Raw genomic sequence first — 18,535 nt, 5'->3', positions numbered from 1 at the left:
GAGATTGCGGAAGAAGACGTTGCTGCCTGTGGCCATGCATGAAAACTCGGTAGTTGAAGGGCACGCAGCCGGAGCAGGTCGCGTCCGGCGCAGACCTTCCGATGAGATGCGGAAGTCCGCGCGAAGGATGCCGACGCCTCGCGGCCGCCATGCTGACCCCGAACTATAGCAGCGAGGGTGCCGACCGGCCGGAGCCGGTCACTCCCGCGACGAACGGCCGCCTTCGCGGCGGCGGCCCGGCATCGCGGGCGCGAGCAGGCGGGCGTCGTCGAAGTAGGAGACCCGCAACTGCAGTCCCCGTGGCGAGTAGCCGATGAAGGTGGTGCCGGAATGCGGGTCGCAGGCGTGGACGTAGCGCGCCGCGAGCAGGGCACTCTCCAGTTCCACCAGCATGCCGAGGGCCTCGGGAATGGCGAGCTGCGCGTCATGGGCCTGCAGGATGTCGCAGGCGCGCCTGAAGAACGGCACGGTCTGCCGCTGGCCGCGAAACCCCGGCGCGAAGAACTGGCGATAGAAGTACATCGGCTGGCGCAGCCGTGGCAGGGTCCGGATGACGGCGGTGCCCACGGCGCAAATCGCGCCGTTCGCGTCGCGGCCGATGCATACCGCCTGCTGCCCGCGCGCGGCCGCACTGGCCGGATCGGCAATCGCGCCGGTCTGCGCCCACAGGCCGGACAGCTCGGCGATCAGTTCGGGCGAGACATTCCGCCAGACCGGAACGATCTCGAAGGAGGGATCGGTGTTCGGGCGGACGTCCGCGGATGGGTGCGACATGGCTAGTCCCTACTTCGCCGCCGGCGCCGGTCGCAACGCGGCCAGCCGGCGGATCGCGGCCACGTACTCGGCGAAGTTCAGCGATCCGTTGCCGTCGGCGTCGAACGCGGCCAGCGGCGGAGCGGCTGCACCCGCGCGCCTGACCAGCATCAGCCTGGCGTATTCGCTGGCGTCGATGGAGCCACCATGGTCGGCATCGACCCGGCCGAACTGTTCGCGCAAGCGGATTTCGAGGGTCATCAGCCGCTGCACGGCGGCGTATCCCGCCGCGAACTCCTGCGGCGACAATGCGCCGTCCTTGTTGGCGTCTACCGCATGGAAGATCGACGCTGCCGTCGTCGCCGGCGGCGTCAGCGGACCGGCGGTGGCGTCGCCTGCCGCGGCGACGGGCGCGGCGGACGTGGCCGCACTGGCTGCGCACAGCACCAGGGCGGTCGCCACCGTACCGGGAAGCTTGCCCAGGCTCATGGAGCGGCCTCCGCGCCTTCGAGCTCGGACTCGAAGGTGATCAGCTCGCGGATCTCCGCCGTGCGCAGGCCGACCACCATCGCATTGCGCACCTTGGGCAGGAAGCAGATGTCGAAGATCTCGCTGATGCCGCCCTCGAAGCGGATCCAGTTCAGCACGTCACCGTTGCCCAGCGAGACGATCTGCACGCCGCACCAGGGATCGGCGTCGCGCTGGCGCAGTTCCTCGTCGAGCTGCAACCCTTCGAAGCGCTGGTTGCGCGGCTTGGAAAGCCCGATGGCGGCGACGTTGCCGATGATCGACAGGCCCCGCGCAAAACCGGGCACGAAGGCCAGTGGCACGAATTTCCGTTCCGCGAAATCGACCCAGCCGATGTGGCCGGTGCCTGCGTTGAGCAACCACAACTTGCCATTGGCCCAGCGCGGCGAGTGCGGCATCGACAGGCCTTCGCAGACGATCTCGTTGGTGGTGATGTCGATCACCACGCCGCCGTCATGGCGCCGGTCGCGCCAGCCGTCGACACTGTCGCTGCGGCACACCGCCGTCACGTACCGCGGCTCGCCATCGACCATGGCCAGGCCGTTGAGGTGGCAGCGATCCTCCGGCGCCAGCTTGCTGACGAAATCCGGCTTCCAGATCGCCTTGAAGCTGTGGGTCTGGCTCAGTTCGGCCAGGCACGAATAGCGCGTGTTGACGAACACCACCTTGCCGTTCCTGCGGATGCCCAGCTCGTGGATGTCCAGATCGCCGATGGTCTGTGCGTTGCGCGGCACGTAGCACTTGTCGAACTGCTGGTGGATCGACTCGCCCGGGCGCAACACGTTCTCGAAGCGCCACAGCTGATAGAGGCCGCCGAGGTAGAGCCGCTGGGCGTTGCCGACAATGCCCATCGCCCGCTCGAAGATGCGCTCGAAAAACGACACGCGTCCCTTGGGATCGCTGCCGACCAGATACAGGCGCCCGCTCTGGTAGGACGATATCGCCAGCGAAAGCTTGTTGCCGGCGAGCCAGCTGGCGAGGCCGCGCGAACAGCTCTTCTCCACTTTCAGGTTCATCAGGTCGAGCGCCGGCTTGCCCGCTGGCGGCGGTGGTGTCGGCACGGCGGCGGCCACGGGCCCCGCGTCCACTGTCTCCAGCACCGCTCCGTTGTCGTTCTCGTCGATGGATTCCGGGCTGCCCTGCCCCGGGATGGCTTTCTTGACCACGATTGCTACTCCTCACGTCCGCCCCGGCTGTCGAGGCGGACCAAAAAAACTGCGCTGCCGGAGGTGTCCGGCTTACCAGCTGTAACGCACGGCCACTTGGCCACCAAGAACGTTCTGCAGCGCGCCGCCATCGGTCCAGTTCACGCCACCGGTGAGCGACAGGCCGCCCCGACGCGCACCCAGACCCAGCTCGACCATCGCGCTGGTACCTCGGGTGCTGGTGGAACCGAGCAGGCCGCCGTTGATCGCGTAGCTGTGGTTGCCCCTGAATTCGCGCACTGCATTGACCGAGCCATAAGGGGTCCAGCTGAAGCGCGTGCCCTGGATGGTCTTGTCGAAAGCCAGGCCGGCGCGGCCCCGCGACGACACGCCACCGTGATCGACGAAATCCGACTGCTGCAGGTCCAGCGACGAGATGCCGTCGATACGGGTGCGGGTGTACTGCAGCTGGGGCATGACATGGACACCGGCCAGGGTCCACGCGGTGACGCCGGCCTCGACGTTGAAGACCGCCGCGTCGGCATCCGTGGTGGTGGCGACCATCCCCGAGCGCAGGTGCGCCTTGATGCCGGTCCAGCGCTGCGAAACGTCGAAGTAGAAACTGTTGTCCGCCATCCACGTGCCGTACAGGCCGAACGTCCTGCCATCCAGGCGATCGGAGCCGCTGCCGTCGGCCATGCGCTGGCTGCCATCGGACTTGCCGATCAGCACGCCTGCCGACAGATGGTCGGACAGGCGCATATCGAGCCCGAACTCCAGGCCCCGATTGGTCTGGTGGAACGCGGCGCTGCCACTGGCGCCGAAATTGCTGCGGCTTCCCGGGCGGATGTCGCCGCTGTCGGAGAACGTGCGCACCCACGGTGCCAGCCCGCGCTTGCCCTGCTCCGGCACCACGCCCATGCGTTGACGCCAGGTGCCCACTTCCGCACTGACCAGGCTCTGCGCACCCGGCGTCAGGGCGGACGCCAGTGAACCGGCAGCGTTGAGGCCGGTGACGTCCATCACCAGCGATGTCGTGCCACCGGCCGTCTTCAGGCCGAAATCCAGCGCAACAAAACCCCGGGCCTGCGATTGCGTCTGGCCCAGCGTGAAGCTTCCGCCCAGGGTGCCGCTCGCGGTGACCAGCGGAATGTCGACCGTGGGCGTGGTCGGCATGTCGATCAGGTTCACGTTGATGACCTGGCGGGTCGAATCGATCACGTTGCCATCGACGTACAGGCGGTCGCCGGTCTGGTGCAGCCCGCTGACGTCGACATCGAGCGAGCCCTGGCCGGCGAAATCGCCTGCCACGGTCAGCACGTCGTCCGGCGCGCCATCCACGAAGCTGATCACGCCGTTGTTGGACACCGGGAACGGGTTGTCCATGTCGATCAGGTTGGTGGCGCCGGACACGCTGATCGTGCCGAAGTTGTCGAACGTGTTGCCGTTGACGTATCCGCCGAGGCTGATCGAGGAGTCGGCCATGAACAGCGTGCCGCGATTCACCACGTGGTCGTCGCCCGCCCCGAAATCGGAGCTGCCGATGGCCTGCCAGCTGGCGCCGGCCGCGTTGTCGAAGCTGTCATCGAGGTCGCCGGTGACGACCGCGCCGACCATCGAGCCCTGGTTGGCGATCGTGGCCGTCGCACCGATGCCGGAGGAGACCGCGATCCGCTTGCCATCACCGTAGGCAGCGATGCTGCCGGTATTGGTCAGCACGTTGGCGCCACGGGCATCCATCGACACCGCGGTGGCGGTGGCATCCGCACCGTAGGCGGCTGCGCCGATCGTTCCGCCGTTGTCGATGCGGATGCCCGCATCCTTCCAGCCGACCGATTCGATGCCGATGGCGGTGGCCGTGGTCGTACCCGTCGCCTTGGCCAGGATGCTGCCCTGGTTGTCGATCGTCGCGGCGAACTGGCCGTTGTCGGCGTTGCCGTAGGCACCGGCGGCGAACACGCCGCTGGCACTGGCCGTCCCGCCGGATGCGATCGCCTCGAAGCTGCCGCTGTTCTGCAGCGTCGAGTAGCCGTAGACGCTGTTGGTCAAGCCACCGACGGCGCGGGCGTCATCGGCGTCGGCGCTGGCGCCGATGTGCCCGCTGTTGGTGATGCCCGAAACGAAGGCACCGAGCACCGAGGCCCCGTAGCTCTGTCCGCTGCCACCGTGCGCGGTGGCCACCGCCATGATCCCGCCGCTGTTGTCGAGCGACGCCGTGCCGGCGTCGGGGGTGAACGTGGGGTTGGAATAGTCGCAATAGCCGTTCTCGTCGCAGTCCACGTGGTACTGCTGGTGCAGCGCAAACGCGTAGCTGCCGACCGCGAACGCGTGGCCGTGGTCGGACCTGGCGGTCGACTGGATGGTTCCGGCATTGGACGTGCCCGAATCGTAGTGCGACAGCACATAGGTTCCGAACGAGTTTGCGTAGCCGAAGTCGGCCGAGGCGGCCGCCTCGATGTCGCCGACGTTGATCACCTCGCCGGTCTGGATCGAGGAATAGGCACCGACGGCGCTGCCCCAGGCACTGGCCAGGCTGCGACCTTCGTTCGCGCCGCCGTCGGCGGTGACGACCGCGTGCGAGACGATGCTGCCGGCGTTGTAGGTGACGCCGTGATCGGTGCCGAAGACGTGGGTGCCGAAGGCAACCGCGCGCCCACCGTACTGGTCGCTGGCCAGGCTGGCGGTGCTGGCGGAGGCCACGATGCTGGCGCCCGCATCGTTGGCGACATGGGTGTAGTACTTGCCGCGGCCCATCACGCCGTAGGCGCCGACGATGCCCAGCTCGCTTTCGGCCACGGCGGAAATGTCGCCGGCGTTCTCGACCGTGGCGGCGTACTTGGCGTAGGTGCTCACGCCGGTCGCGCCCGCGCCGGCATTGAAGAAGGTGACGCCGTTTTCCGCCACCGCGTGGGCCGCGATGTCGCCGTGGTTCACCACGGACACGTTGCCCCGGTAGTTGGCGATGGCGTCGACGGCCAAGGCGCGGCTGGCGCCGTAGTAGCCATGCACGCCGTCGGTATAGGCGTGTGCACGGGCGTATGCGCTGATGTTGCCGTCATTGGCCACGGCGACGCCGTAGAGTCCGCCGGCTTCGACCGCCACTGCGCCGACGCCCCCGAACAGGGTGGCCTCGGCCGTGGCGGCGATGGTGGCGCCCGCGGCATTGTCGACCGTGGAAGTCGATCCGAAAGTCTTCAGCGCGGTCGCGGCGACGATGCCGCCAACGAGGGACGCGTCGGCTGTGATGCTGCCGTCATTGCTGATGCCGGCTTCACCGCCGCCATAGGCGAATCCGTACACCTGGGCGCCGGTGGCATACGCGGTGGCAAGCGACACGTAGGCAATGCCGCGCCCCGCCTGCGACGTGGCGCTGATGTCGCCGTGATTGACGATCATCGCCGTGCTTCCGCTGTGCGCGTACGCACCGATGGTCACCGAGTTGCCCGCGCCCGACTGGGCGCTGCTCGCGATCGAACCGTCGTTGTCGATCTCCGCCTGGCCGTAGCCGTAGGAACCGGACTGGGCGATGGCGCCCCAGGCCGACGCATAGCCCTGGCCGGTGATGGCCGAGGCGCCGACGTCGCCCGTGTTGGTCACCAGCGCTTCGCCGTAGCCGGCAGGATTCACCGCGCGCGCGCCAATCGCCTTGGCCACCAGGAAGCCGCCGGTGTCGTCGATGTCGGCCAGCGCGGAGCTGGTGACGGAAACCGAACCGCTGTTGTCGACGATCGCGTCGTAAATCGTGGCAAACGTGTAGACGCCCACCGCCACCGCTTCATATTGACCGTAAGGCGCCACGGTGCCGGACGCCGTCACGGTGATCTGGCCGGCGTTGGTGGTGGCCGCCTCGAAATACGACTGGTTGACCACGCCGGCGGCGGTCGCCTGGGCGCCGGAAGCCGTGGCGGAAATCGTCCCCAGGTTGGTGGCGTAGGCGTTGTAGATGCCGATCGAGTTGACCCCGGTGGCATCGGCCACGCCGGCATAGGCGGACGCCTGGGCCGAGAGGTCCCCGGTGTTGTAGAAGGACGCCGAGCCCGAGTGGCCGTAGGCATACGTACCGGTGGCGCTGGCTGCGCCACCCACGGCCTTGGCCGTGGCGCTCACGTCGCCATAGCTGTTGATCGCCGTGTTGGTGCCCTCGGCGTGCAGGCCGGTGGCCTTCGCGACGCCGGCGGCGCCGGCGGTGGCCGTGGCGCTGGCGTTGCCATCGTTGAAGATGCTCGCCACCGCAGCGACCACCAGGTCGCCGGTGGCCTGCGCGTAGCCGCCGATGCCCGCCACGGCGCTGGCGTCGACGTCACCGCCACTGATCAGCAGGCCGACACCGCTGTAGCCTTCGACCACGGCGCCATACACCTGCGCGGAGCCAACATCGCTCTTCGCGCTGGCGGTGATGCTGCCGTCATTGTGCAGCGTGCTGACATCGCCGCCCACGACATAGGAGCCGACCGCTACCGCCACGCCATAAGCGGCGTGGGCGGTGGCAGCGATCGTGCCCGGCGCGTCGTTGTAGAGGTAGGACAAATGATTCGAGCGGTTGCTTGCACCGTAGGCGACCGCATCGCCCGTCGCCGCGTCGGCATCGGCATCGACGTCACCGCTGTTGTCGAGCGTGCTGCTGTAGTCGCCGAAAGCGTCGATGCCGATGGCGCTGGCGTAGCCGCTGACCTGGACGCTGCCGCTGTTCTGGACGTTTGCGTAGCCATAGCTGACCGCCGACGCGACGATGCCGCTGGCATCGCCGTGGGTCGAGTCGGCGTTGATCACGCCTTCGTTGCTGATGGCGAGCTGGCCGTAATAGCCCAGGCTTGTTGCCGCGATTGCGGTAGCACTGCCGTCGTAGGCACTGGCGCCGATCACGGCCCCGGCAAGATTGTCGAACTGGACGCTGCCATAGTCGGAGAACACGCTGGCGCCGATGACGTCATGACCGCCGTCGGCGTCACTCGCGAGCACGCTGCCGCCGTTGACGACGGTCACGTCGTGAACGCCGCCGATGTCCATCGCTTCGGCATCATCGGCGGTTACCGCCGTGCCGATGCTGCCGTAGTTGGACACCCGGGTCGTGGCATCGGAACCGTAGGCATGAATGCCGTCGGCGCCCCCGGTCTGGATGCCGCTGCCGGCATTGACCATGATGGAAATGTCACCGGCCCACGCCGCGTCGATGCCGATGTAGCCGGCGTCCGGATGCACGCTGCTCGGCAGCTGGTCACCCAGCACGACCGTCAGGTCGACCGGCGGGATGAAACCGGCATCGGGAATCGGCTGGCTGAAATCGCCGTTGCAGGCATACGTGTTGCTGACGGCGTCGTAGCTGCAGGTGCCGGTATCGGCAGCCCAGCTGGCGGTGGGCGCAAACAGGGTCAGCATGGTGGCCGATACGGCCAGGGCCGCGCGAATCGCGCGACTGATGGGGGCAACAGGGTGGCTGGCAAGTACGCGCGTTCTGCGCGATGCGCCGCGCTGCGTGGAATGGTTCATGGTGTCCCCGACAATCGGCTATCGAACCGGCGCGGGACCTGGCTGGTCCCGCGCGGGCGGTGATGGTTGGCCTGGTGGCGATCGCGCCGCAGCTGGCCCGGCCTAGAGCACGTGGACCGCGGTCCACGTGGCGGCAACCGCATTCGCTTCGGCCGACGTGGTTCCGTACAGGTCCTTCGCCGCCTGGATGGTGGCGACGCGGGCAGCGGCGTAGTCGGTGCTGGAGGTGAAGTACACCGTCAGCGCGCGATACCAGATTTTCTGTGCCTTGGCCCGTCCGATGCCGGGCAGGCTTGCGCCGTTGAAGGTCGGCGAGCTGTGGACCACCCCACTGAAGGTCTTCGGCGTGGTGCCTTCGGCCAGCAGGTAGTAGAAGTGATTGGCCACGCCCGACGAGTAGTGCACGTCCAGGCTGCCGATGTTGCTCACGTAGAAGTCGGGCGAACGGCCGTCCAGGCTGGGCTTCCACATGTAGCGAAGCGCGTGCTGGCTCGGGCTTCCGGGCACGTTGGCCGGGACGATCGACTCGCCGATCATGTAGTCGGGCGTGTCGTGGCTGTTGTTGGCGTAGAACTCGACCATCGTGCCGAGGATGTCCGAGTTGGCCTCGTTCAGTCCGCCGGACTCCCCCGAGTAGATCAGGCCCGCGGTGCGCGCCGTGACGCCGTGGCTCATCTCGTGGCCGGTGATGTCGAGCGCGACCAGGGGACCGACGTTGATGCCGTCGCCGTCGCCGTAGGTCATGCAGAAGCAGGCGTCCGACCAGAACGCATTGTTGTATTTGGTGCCGTAGTGCACCCGGTTGTAGGCGCCCTTGCCGTCGTCGCCGATGCCGTTGCGCCCGAAGGCCGTCTTGTAGAAATCCCAGGTCATCGAAGCGCCGTATTCAGCGTCGGCGGCGGCGGTGGCCAGGTCCAGGGTGGTGGAGTTGCCCCAGACGTTGTCGCTGTCCTTGTAGATCTGGCCCGAGGTGCGGCTGTTGGAGCCGTCGATGGTGCGCATCCTGCCGCGGTTCGGATCGCGCAGCTCGTAGCCGCCGATGACCGAGTTGGTGACCAGCGGGACCGTGCCCGAATACAGCGTCTTCGCCTGGCCGGTGACGGCCGCCGTCTCCAGGTTGCTCCAGTGCTCGACGATGGCGCCGCTGCGGGCGTCGACGATATAGGTCGTGTCGGCCTGCGCGTTGTGCATGCGGATGCGCCAGACCAGCCGGGCGGCACCGTGACCCCGCGCGTAAATCGACAGGGTGCGTTCCGGCATCCCGGCGAAGGCGGAGCCGAATTCCGTACCGGCGATGACCGCGGCCTCGTCCGCGCCGATCACCGGCTGGACCGACAGGTTCAGCGCGGCGCCCTGGGTCAGCGAGGCGGACTGGTAGCTGCCATTGCGCGAATGCACGACCAGGTCGCCACCGATCACCGGCAGGCCCTTGTAGGTTCGGTCCAGCCTTACGTGTTCCGTCCCGTTCGCGTCGGTGATCACGCCACGGCTGACGTAATGGTCACCGGCCGCGGCGCGGGTGGTGGCGCCGTGGCTGCGGATCAGTTCAAGGGCGCGGCTGACGGCGGCAGGATTCGTCTCGACGGCGCAAGCCTGATTCGCGCCGAAGGCCAGCAGCACGGCCAGCGGCAAGGTTTTGTAGTTCAAGATCAAGATGGGACTCCCCCGAGTCATGCGGGCCTGGCTGGCGCCGGAATGCAGGTCCGGAACGCAGCGTCTGGCAGAGGCCAAGTAGAACGACATACGGGTCGTCTCTCCCACCCCCCGAAAAAGGGGGGGCTCTCCCCCCCATCCCTCTCCACGACGCCATCCGGAGGGGGCTGCATGAACGCCACGGATGCCGCCGGGCGTCGTGCCGGCAGGGCCGGCCAACGAGTATTCTCTGCCGATGCCCGCCCCCGAATTTCGCCTGAAGATCACCCCGCCGCGACTTCCGCGTACCACCCTGGACCGTGGCCGGCTGATGCAGATCTGGGACAAGATCCATGAACGGACGGCCATCGCCGTGGCCGCGCCGGCAGGCTTTGGCAAGACCACCCTGTTGTTGCAGTGGCGCCGGCGCTGGCTGGAACGGAACGCCCTGGTGGCCTGGCTGGGCGCCGACAACCAGGATCAGCCGGTACGTTTCGTCACGGGCCTGCTGCAGGCGCTGTACCTGGTCAGCGGACGCAAGGCGTTCGACCTGATCGCCGCCGAGCATGCCAGCAGGGCCGGGCAGGAAATCGACGCGCTGACCGTCCTGCTGGCGGAGGTCGCCCTGCTCGAGCGGGAAACCGTCCTGATCATCGATGACGCGGAAAGGCTGCCGAAGACCACGCTGCACCGCTCGCTCCGCTACCTGCTGCTGAATGCACCGGCCAACCTGCATGTGGTGATCGGATCGCGGGTGCGCTTGCCGCTGCACACCACCGAGCTGGTCGCCAAGGGCAACCTCGCGGTGCTGGTGGCGGAAGACCTGCGCCTGCGTCTGGAGGAGTCCATCGAGATCATCGAACGACGACTGGGCGCACGGCTGGATCTCGACCAGCGCGCCCAATTGCACGATCTCACCGAAGGCTGGCCGGTGGGGCTGCAACTGGCGATCGCCAAGGTGGAACAGGAAGACGACCCGGCCAGGTCCATCGCCACGATTTCGGCACGTCGGGAGGGGTTGCAGGACTACTTCATCGAATCGATGTTTTCCCGCATGTCGATGCCGCAACGGAGCTTTCTGGTGCGCACGGCGATCCTCGAACACCTGAACGCGGAATTGTGCGAAGCGGTGACCGGCTGCGTCGACGCGCCGGCTCGTCTGGAGCAACTCCTGCTCGAATCACCGATCATGATGGTGGGAGAAACCAGCGACTGGGTGCGCCTGCATCCGCTCGGCCGGGACTTCCTGCTCGGCCGCTTCGAACAGCTGCCGCGCGCCGAGCAGACCGAACTGCACCTGCGTGCATCCCGCTGGCTGGCCGGTCGCGAGCGCTTTCACGAAGCGGCCCGCCACGCGCTGGCGGCAGGCGACGAGGCCGCCGCGCACGGCTACGCCGCACGCTCGCTCTGGCTGCTGGGCACCCAGGGCAAGTTGAACGAGGCCCGCGAATGGCTGGACCGTATCCCGCCTGATTTCATCGCGGGCAGCACTTTGCTCAGGCTGGTCGCCGCGTGGGTGCTGGCACTGGGCGACGACAACGCGCAGGCGTTGCGCACCAGCCTCGAGGTGGCTGCCGATCCCGCCGTTTCGACGGAAATGCTCAAGCTGGCACTGCGCGTCGCCGGCGGCGCGGCGGGCTACGCCGACGAGCTTGGGCGCCTGTCCGGCATCCTGGCGCGCTGGCCGTCGGAGTCCTCGCCGACGGAGGACCCGGTTTGCGCCGTCGCTCCCCTGAACGCCCGCGCGCTGCTGGAGCTCCATGCAGGTTCGAGCAGCGAGGTTCAGCGGCTGGCCGCGCAGGTGGCAACGCACGGCAATTCCGGCTCGCTGCGACTGGCCGAGGCCCTGGCGAGACTGATGGCCGGCCTCGGCCATCTCCGGGACGGCCATGCCAACCGGGCCGAGGCCCTGTTGCGCCCGGCGCTGGCAAGGGCGGAAAAGGAAGACGGCCGGCGCAGCATGGTCGCCTGCATGTATGCCGCCGTGCTCGCCGCCGCATTGCTGGAGCGCAACGAGCTGTCGGCCGCCCAGGCCTTGCTGGCCAACCGCATCGACGTCATCGAGGCGAGCTTCCCGGATACGCTCGCCATCGCCTATCACACGCTGACCCGGATCGCCCTCGGTCAGGGTGACGAGCGGCGCGCGTTGAACACGCTCGACAACTTCGACGCACTGGCGAAGCACCGCAGACTCCCGCGCCTGCAGCTGCAGGGACTGGTGGAGCGGATCCGGATCCATGCGCTGGACCAGCGCCTGGAAACGGTGGGCGGACTGCTGCAGGCACTGGAGCGTTTCGAAGCGGTGTTCCAGAGCGAGGAACTGCAGCCATTCCTGCCGCAGTACCGGCTGTCCGGCCTGATCGCCAGGGCCTACGCGGCGCTGGCCGGTGACGATATGAAGGCGATGGAACAGCACCTCGTCGCGGCGGACCTGCTGGCCCGCCAACTGCAGCGGGAGCGGGACGGCTGGACGATCAAGGTCCTGCGCGCCGTCGCGCTGCGGCAGCGCGATCCGGCCACGGCCCGGGCCTGGTTGTCCGAGGCGCTGGCGCTGGCCAGCCTGGGTGGCCATGCGAGGCTGCTGGCCGATACCCACCCGCTCGCCGTGCAGATGGGCATGGCGTGGCATGACGCCACCGCCGACGGGCGTACCGTGCGCCAGCCCGCGACCGCGAACGAAGCGGCAGCGCCGCCGGTATCCGCCACCGAACCGGGATGCGAACCCGACCTGCTGACCGCCAAGGAGTCCGAAGTGCTCCACCTGCTGCAGCAGGGCCTGTCGAACAAGCTGATCGCCCGCAACCTGGACATCAGCAGCGAGACCGTGAAGTGGCACCTCAAGAACCTGTTCCTCAAGCTGTCAGCCGGCACCCGTTGGCACGCGGTGGAGCGTGCGCGCCTGCTTGGCCTGGTCGACAACACGGACAAGGTCAGCGTGTGACGGTCGCAACGGCCGCAGCCACGGTGTCGAGGTTGGCCTGGTTCAGCGCCGCCACGCAGATGCGGCCGCTGTCCAGCGCGTAGATCGCGAACTCGTCGCGCAACCGGTGCACCTGCACCTTGCTCAGGCCGGAGTAGGAGAACATGCCGGCCTGCTGGTTGATGAAGCCGAAGTCGGGCGCGCCCAGTGCGGCCAGTTTCTCGACGAAGCCCGCGCGCATCGCATGGATGCGCCCGCGCATGCCGCCCAGTTCCTGCTCCCAGCGCGCGCGCAGTTCGCCGCTGCCCAGCACGCCGGCGACCAGCGCGGCGCCGTGCGTCGACGGGCTGGAGTAGATCGTGCGGATGACCTGCTTGATCTTCGACTGCAGCCGCGCGGCTTCGTCACGATCGACGCCGACCATCGACAAGGCGCCGACCCGCTCGCCGTACAGCGAGAACGACTTCGAGTACGAATTGGCGACCACGAAGGCATCGATGCCCGACTCCCCCAGCAGGCGCACCGCGGTGGCGTCCTGTTCGGTGCCCCGGTCGAAACCCTGGTAGGCCATGTCGACGAACGGCAGCAGCTTGCGCTCCTTCAGCAACTCGATCAGCTGCGTCCATTGCGCGGCGTCCAGGTCCACGCCGGTCGGGTTGTGGCAGCAGGCATGCAGCAGCACCACGGTGCCGGGCTCCATCCGGCCCAGGTCTTCCAGCATGCCGGCGAAATCAAGGCCATGCGTGGCCGGATCGTAGTAGCGGTATTCCAGCAATTCGAAGCCCGCCGTGCGGAACACCACGTGGTGGTTGCCCCAGCTCGGGTTGCTGATCGCGATCTTCGCGCCGGCGCCGCCGACCTGCTTCAGCAGGTCCGCGGCCACGCGCAGCGCGGCGCTGCCGCCGATGGTCTGCGCAGTGGCCAGGCGTCCGGCGGCGAGCAGCGGCGATGCTTCGCCGAACACCAGCTGCTGGGTCAGCCGGTTGTACGCCGCCAGGCCGTCGATCGGCAGGTAGCCGCGCGGCTTGGCCGCGGCGGCCAGCGCGTTCTCCACCTCGTGCACGCTCGGCAACAGCGGAATGCGGCCCTGTTCGTCGACGTAGATGCCCACGCCAAGATTGATCTTGCCCGGCCGCGGATCGGCGAGGTAGGTCTCGGTGAGACCCAGGATCGGATCGCCCGGGGCCATTTCAACGGAAGCAAAGTAGGACACGGCGGTTACTCGACAGTGAGGTGACGGGGAGGGTTCAGGCCTGCGTGGTGGCGGCCTCGTCCGCGCCGTCGACCGGCCAGGCGAAGGCGGCAGGCGTCGCGCCGAAGTTGAAGTCGAACAGCTGGCGGTCGGCCAGTTGCGAGGGTGACACATGGCTCAGCGCGCGAAAGATGTTCTCGCTGCGCCCGGGCTGCTGCCGCTCCCACTCGACCAGCATCCGGCCCACCGCCTGGCGCTGCAGGTTGTCCTGCGAGCCGCACAGGTTGCACGGAATGATCGGGAACCGCTGCTGCGCCGCGTACTCGGCGATGTCGTCCTCGCGGCAATAGGCCAGCGGCCGGATCACCACGTGGCGGCCGTCGTCCGAGCGCAGCTTCGGCGGCATCGCCTTCAGCTGCGCCTGGTAGAACATGTTGAGGAAGAACGTGGCGAGAATGTCGTCACGATGGTGGCCGAGCGCGATCTTGGTGATGCTGTTCGCCGCCGCCCAGGTGTACAGCGCGCCGCGGCGCAGCCGCGAGCACAGGCTGCACATGGTCTTGCCCGCGGGAATCACCCGGGTCACCGTGCTGTAGGTGTCCTGCTCGATGATGTGGAACGGCACGCCGCGGGCGGTCAGGTAGTCCGGCAATACATGTTCCGGGTAGTCCGGCTGCTTCTGGTCCAGGTTCACCGCGACCAGCTCGAAGCGTACCGGCGCCTTCGCCTGCAGCTGCAGCAGCAGGTCCAGCAAGGTGTAAGAATCCTTGCCGCCGCACCGGTTAGATGATGATCTATGGACATGCCGTACAACGCTACGCCTACAACGCTTGTGAGCGCTTGGGCGAGTGTCCATAGATTTGGAGTGTTTTCGCAGCAATGGGAGAGCATTTCGTCCATGGCCAAGACGAGATGGTTGGACACACATGGATGGTAGGGCACACATGGAGATTAGTTCGCCATGTTCCCCAATGGGATGAACTCTCGTCAAGCAACGGACTGCGTGCACCGAGGGAGTGTGATCACCGAACGAAAGCCTCAGAACCGGTGCTCAGCCAGTACAAGCAGCAGTCCATCGACCACGCTCAACATGGCAATCTATACGACTGTGCTTCGTCGAAACAGAGTGTGCCGTATGAAATTAGCGGCTAGATAGCGATTCTCAGCGGCCGAAGACAGATATATCAGCCTCGCGATCCACGAGTTTCTTTGGCTGACAGCGTAACCAACCGCTTACGAGCTTTGGATGTCAGCCTATGAAAATTAGCAATGAGCACGGCGAGGTCATCGTCTTCAGCAAAGAAGTACGCAACAGGCATGCCTAAAACTTGACCTAGCTTGCTGAGGGTATTCGTGTCTGGCGCGTGCTTGCCGCGCTCATATTGATTAATTCGCGGCGATGCTACCGAAGGATCCATACCGGATTGGATGCCGAGTTCCCGCTGAGATATGCCCACAGCCAAGCGCGCTTCTTTCAAGCGAGCGGCTAGGACGACTTCCTTTTTACCTCCGCGAGCCATCCTATGAATTTGCCCTGTTGTGATCTAGGGACAGCTTCGGAGTCGCAGGCTCCACTGGATACTAAGAGTTACTTAGCAGTACTCGTCACAGTTTCATGGGTGCGAGATCATGGTGGCGCTCCACGCGTGGAGACCAACTCCCTGTCCTTTTTTGTGAAGGGTCGAACGCGATCACTGCGTTTGGCCAATTCGGACACGGCCAACACAATGGCCGCGGTGATGAGATATTTGGGAATGATCCGTATATTTTTCATACTCAACGCCCAGGGCTGTAACCCATGACGACTCGCACAGCCACGCCGGAACCCGCCGATAGCCACCATTACTCGTGGGTGGCTTTCCTTCGCGACACCCTCGATTTCTTCGTTTGCGCCTTGAAGTACTACGAGGAGTTGTTGTCCTTGGAAGCCGCCGAAGTCGAGGCCGATCCGCACTTGAAGGCTTTTTTCACTGAAGAGATCCGGCAGGAGATTCGTTTCGATCGAGGTCGACGCGAAGTCACGCGCACCCGCCAGTGGCTCGAAGGAAGCTTGGCCAAGTCCACCGACAAATTCGATTGCGATCTCAGTCTCGAACATGGAACGGTGCGCTACCTGAAGTCGGTCGGGCTGCTCTATCTAGGCTTCCTCAAGCAACGACGAAACGCGCTTTCGAGCAAACCCAATGTGACCACCCATCTCTTATCGGCATTGGATCGACAGATCACCTTGCGCGAAGAGCAGTTAGCCACTCAGGGGATCTTTGCCAGAGCCTCAGTGCTGCCGCTCCTGGTTGAGCAGGAACAGTTGACCACCGTCGAACAAGAAGGGGATAGGCCCCAGGATCAGTCCATAACACACGCCCGACGGCCGAAGCCGGTCATGATCGATTCCATCGAGATCCTCGATACCGAACTCAAACGGCGCTGCCTGGATCTGTTCAATCAATTCGAAGAATCCGGCCAATCCGAGCGACACGATACGGTCGTGACCGAAGCGACACGCATTCTTGAGCATCGTCTGCGTACGTTGACCCGATCCACCGATGCTGCCACCGGTGCCGATCTGGCCGCCCGCGCCTTTGCGGGTGGGACGCCGGCGATCCGTGTCAGCGATATCCAGGGAGAGCAGGATGCGGTCCACCTGCTGTATCGCGGGGTTTTTGGCTTCATCCGAAACCAGGTGCACCACAAATTGCTGTCCGATCTGGCACCCGAACGCGTGGTCCAGATTCTGGGTCTGATCGACTACTTGCTCTACGTGGCGAATACCGGCGTGCCATCGGAAGGTAGAGAAGTGTCATAGCAGTCACGATGTGGTACCTCATACGCGCGAGACGCCGCCCAATTTGATCTGTGCAAGCTCTCAAGGGCGAGTATCATTCCCCAATGATAACGAATCGTATTCGCAGTATTTTGCGCAGCTTTTCCATAGCCGCCCTTCTCCTGTTCGGCATGACTGCCTTTTCGGTCGTGGCTCAGGACGCGATGACCTCGGTTCCGCAAACTTGGCAGATGCTCGACTACCTGGCGACCGACTACGCCGGTGCAGTGAAGGATGGCGCGGTGATCAGCGCGTCCGAGTACGCCGAGATGCGGGAATTCACATCGACGGCTCGATCACGTATCGGCGCGTTGCCACCGACCGCGACCACGCCCGCACTCTTGAAGCAAGCCGATACGTTGGTGGCCTCGGTGGATGCCAAAGCGGCACCCGCTCAGGTGGCGACGCAAGCGCATGCGCTTGCCGATGCATTGCTGCAGGCCTACCCGGTACCGACCGCACCGGAACAGGCCCCCGACCTGGCGCGTGGGGCGACGCTCTACCAGAACCAGTGCGCTGCCTGTCATGGGTCAACCGGTCATGGTGACGGCCCGGCCGGCCTGCAGCTGTCGCCCCGCCCGGTGAACTTCACCGACCAGACGCGGGCGGATCAGCGTAGCGCGCTGTCGTTGTACGAGGTGATCAGCCAGGGCGTGGAAGGTACGCCGATGGCAAGCTACGCGCAGCAGCTGTCGTCCGATGATCGTTGGGCGCTGGCGTACTACGTGGGCTCGCTGGCTTACACGAAAGAAGCGGCCGCAGGTGCCGATACGTGGCAGCACGACACCGCCGCACAGGCGCAAATCGCTGACTTGAAGGAGCTGTCGCGTGCTCGCGTCACACAGCTGACGCCTACCCTCGGTGCGGAGCGGGCTCGGGCGATCATGGGCTATCTGCGGGCTCATCCTGGTGCCATCCAGCAGCAGGCCCTGGCGGGTATTCCACTGGCACGCGCGCGACTGGCGGCGAGCCTGACGGCTTACCAAGCCGGCGCCAAGGCGCAAGCCACTCAATTAGCGCTTTCCGCTTACCTCGATGGCGTGGAGCCGGTCGAACCGCAACTCAACGCACGTGATGGCGCGCTGCGCGCCCAGCTCGAAACGGCGATGGGTGCCTATCGCACCGCGCTGACGAGCAGCACCTCGATGGAATCGGTGACGAAACAGGCCGATGAGGTCGATGGTCTGCTGGTGCGCGCGCAAGAAGTCACTGCCGATGCCGCAGGCGATGCGGCCGCCACCTTCCTGGGTGCTTTCACGATCTTGGTGCGTGAAGGTCTGGAAGCCCTGCTGGTCGTGGTCGCACTGCTCGCCTTCCTGCGCAAGGCCGCGCGGCCCGAAGCACTACGCTACGTGCATGCCGGCTGGAGCCTCGCGTTGGTCGCGGGAGGAATCACCTGGGCGATCGCCAGCTATGCGATTTCCATCAGTGGTGCCGGCCGTGAATTGACCGAAGGACTGTCGTCGCTGTTTGCGGCGTTTGTGCTGCTCGGGGTCGGTTTGTGGATGCACCAGAAAAGTATCGGTGGTCGCTGGCAGGCGTATCTGAAGGAAAAGATGGCGGCCGCGCTCAACCGGCGTTCGGCATGGTTCCTGTTCGGGCTGGCCTTCATCTCGGTGTACCGCGAGGTGTTCGAGAGCATCCTGTTCTATGCCGCCCTGTGGAACGACGGTCAGGAAGTGTGGCTGCTCGGCGGCATCGCCGCCGGTGCGGCGGTGCTGGGGCTGATTGCCTGGGTGCTGTTGCGCACCAGTCGTCGACTCCCTATCGGCACGTTCTTCTCGGCCAGTTCGGCGCTGATCGCCGTGCTCGCCATCGTGCTGACCGGCAAGGGCATCGCCGCCCTGCAAGAGGCCGGCTGGGTCGCGGTGAGCGTCGCGCCGGTGCCGCATATCGAACTGCTTGGCATTTATCCGACCTGGCAATCCTTGCTGGCCCAATTGACGATTCTGGTGCTACTGGCGGTTGGATTCGTGTTCAACATCCGTCGTGGCCGCCAGCCGTTGCCATCACCTCAAGGAACCCAAGAAGTGCTTCCCGATGCAGAATAAAGGCGA

At 66.0% G+C, this 18,535-nt stretch carries 11 protein-coding genes; 3 read left to right on the top strand and 8 right to left on the bottom strand.

Features of this window, described 5'->3' with window-relative positions; genetic code table 11:
- Window positions 1-198: 198 nt before the first annotated feature.
- The 5 genes from ASD82_RS06400 to ASD82_RS06380 all read right to left on the bottom strand — a co-directional run bounded on the left by ASD82_RS06400 (window position 199) and on the right by ASD82_RS06380 (window position 9,566).
- Window positions 199-774, bottom strand: a complete 576-nt coding sequence (locus ASD82_RS06400) for a hypothetical protein (RefSeq protein WP_056716962.1) — start codon at window positions 772-774, stop codon at window positions 199-201.
- A gap of 9 nt (window positions 775-783) precedes the next feature.
- Window positions 784-1,242: an EF-hand domain-containing protein gene (locus ASD82_RS06395; RefSeq protein WP_056716960.1), complete on the bottom strand. Its 459-nt coding sequence runs from the start codon at window positions 1,240-1,242 to the stop codon at window positions 784-786.
- The gene (locus ASD82_RS06390; RefSeq protein ID WP_056716958.1) at window positions 1,239-2,447 is read right to left on the bottom strand and encodes a TIGR03032 family protein; all 1,209 of its coding nucleotides are present in this window, start codon (window positions 2,445-2,447) and stop codon (window positions 1,239-1,241) included. Before ASD82_RS06390 ends, ASD82_RS06395 begins: the two co-directional genes overlap by 4 nt.
- 72 nt (window positions 2,448-2,519) lie before the next feature.
- Window positions 2,520-7,802 carry an autotransporter outer membrane beta-barrel domain-containing protein gene (locus ASD82_RS06385; RefSeq protein WP_056716956.1) on the bottom strand — a complete coding sequence of 1,761 codons (5,283 nt, stop codon included), beginning with the start codon at window positions 7,800-7,802 and terminating at the stop codon, window positions 2,520-2,522.
- Between the two features lie 213 nt (window positions 7,803-8,015).
- Window positions 8,016-9,566, bottom strand: coding sequence for a M4 family metallopeptidase (locus ASD82_RS06380; protein ID WP_235580651.1), 1,551 nt, complete (start codon window positions 9,564-9,566; stop codon window positions 8,016-8,018).
- 235 nt (window positions 9,567-9,801) lie between these two features.
- Between ASD82_RS06380 and ASD82_RS06375 the strand changes: the two genes are divergently transcribed.
- Entirely contained in the window at window positions 9,802-12,486 is a 2,685-nt protein-coding gene (locus ASD82_RS06375) for a LuxR C-terminal-related transcriptional regulator (RefSeq protein ID WP_157599205.1), read from the top strand.
- Here ASD82_RS06375 and ASD82_RS06370 read toward each other — a convergent pair.
- The 3 genes from ASD82_RS06370 to ASD82_RS17335 form a co-directional block, all read right to left on the bottom strand.
- The gene (locus ASD82_RS06370; protein ID WP_056716951.1) at window positions 12,476-13,678 is read right to left on the bottom strand and encodes an amino acid aminotransferase; all 1,203 of its coding nucleotides are present in this window, start codon (window positions 13,676-13,678) and stop codon (window positions 12,476-12,478) included. The genes ASD82_RS06375 and ASD82_RS06370 overlap by 11 nt on opposite strands.
- Window positions 13,679-13,712: 34 nt before the next feature.
- Window positions 13,713-14,513, bottom strand: coding sequence for a tRNA 2-thiocytidine(32) synthetase TtcA (gene ttcA / locus ASD82_RS06365; protein ID WP_056716949.1), 801 nt, complete (start codon window positions 14,511-14,513; stop codon window positions 13,713-13,715).
- A 328-nt stretch (window positions 14,514-14,841) separates the two neighbouring features.
- Window positions 14,842-15,177, bottom strand: a complete 336-nt coding sequence (locus ASD82_RS17335) for a helix-turn-helix transcriptional regulator (protein WP_082585267.1) — start codon at window positions 15,175-15,177, stop codon at window positions 14,842-14,844.
- Window positions 15,178-15,455: 278 nt separating this feature from the next.
- On the opposite strand from ASD82_RS17335, the gene ASD82_RS06360 reads away from it, so the two are divergent.
- Both ASD82_RS06360 and ASD82_RS06355 read left to right on the top strand, forming a co-directional pair.
- Window positions 15,456-16,460: a TIGR02391 family protein gene (locus tag ASD82_RS06360; RefSeq protein WP_082585266.1), complete on the top strand. Its 1,005-nt coding sequence runs from the start codon at window positions 15,456-15,458 to the stop codon at window positions 16,458-16,460.
- Window positions 16,461-16,543: 83 nt separating this feature from the next.
- Window positions 16,544-18,529 carry a cytochrome c/FTR1 family iron permease gene (locus ASD82_RS06355; protein ID WP_235580650.1) on the top strand — a complete coding sequence of 662 codons (1,986 nt, stop codon included), beginning with the start codon at window positions 16,544-16,546 and terminating at the stop codon, window positions 18,527-18,529.
- Window positions 18,530-18,535 lie beyond the last annotated feature (6 nt).

This window comes from Rhodanobacter sp. Root179, assembly GCF_001428465.1.
Classification (GTDB): Bacteria; Pseudomonadota; Gammaproteobacteria; order Xanthomonadales; family Rhodanobacteraceae; genus Rhodanobacter.
The sequence above is the reverse complement of the archived record's forward strand: the minus strand, read 5'-3'. Positions and strand labels throughout refer to the sequence as shown.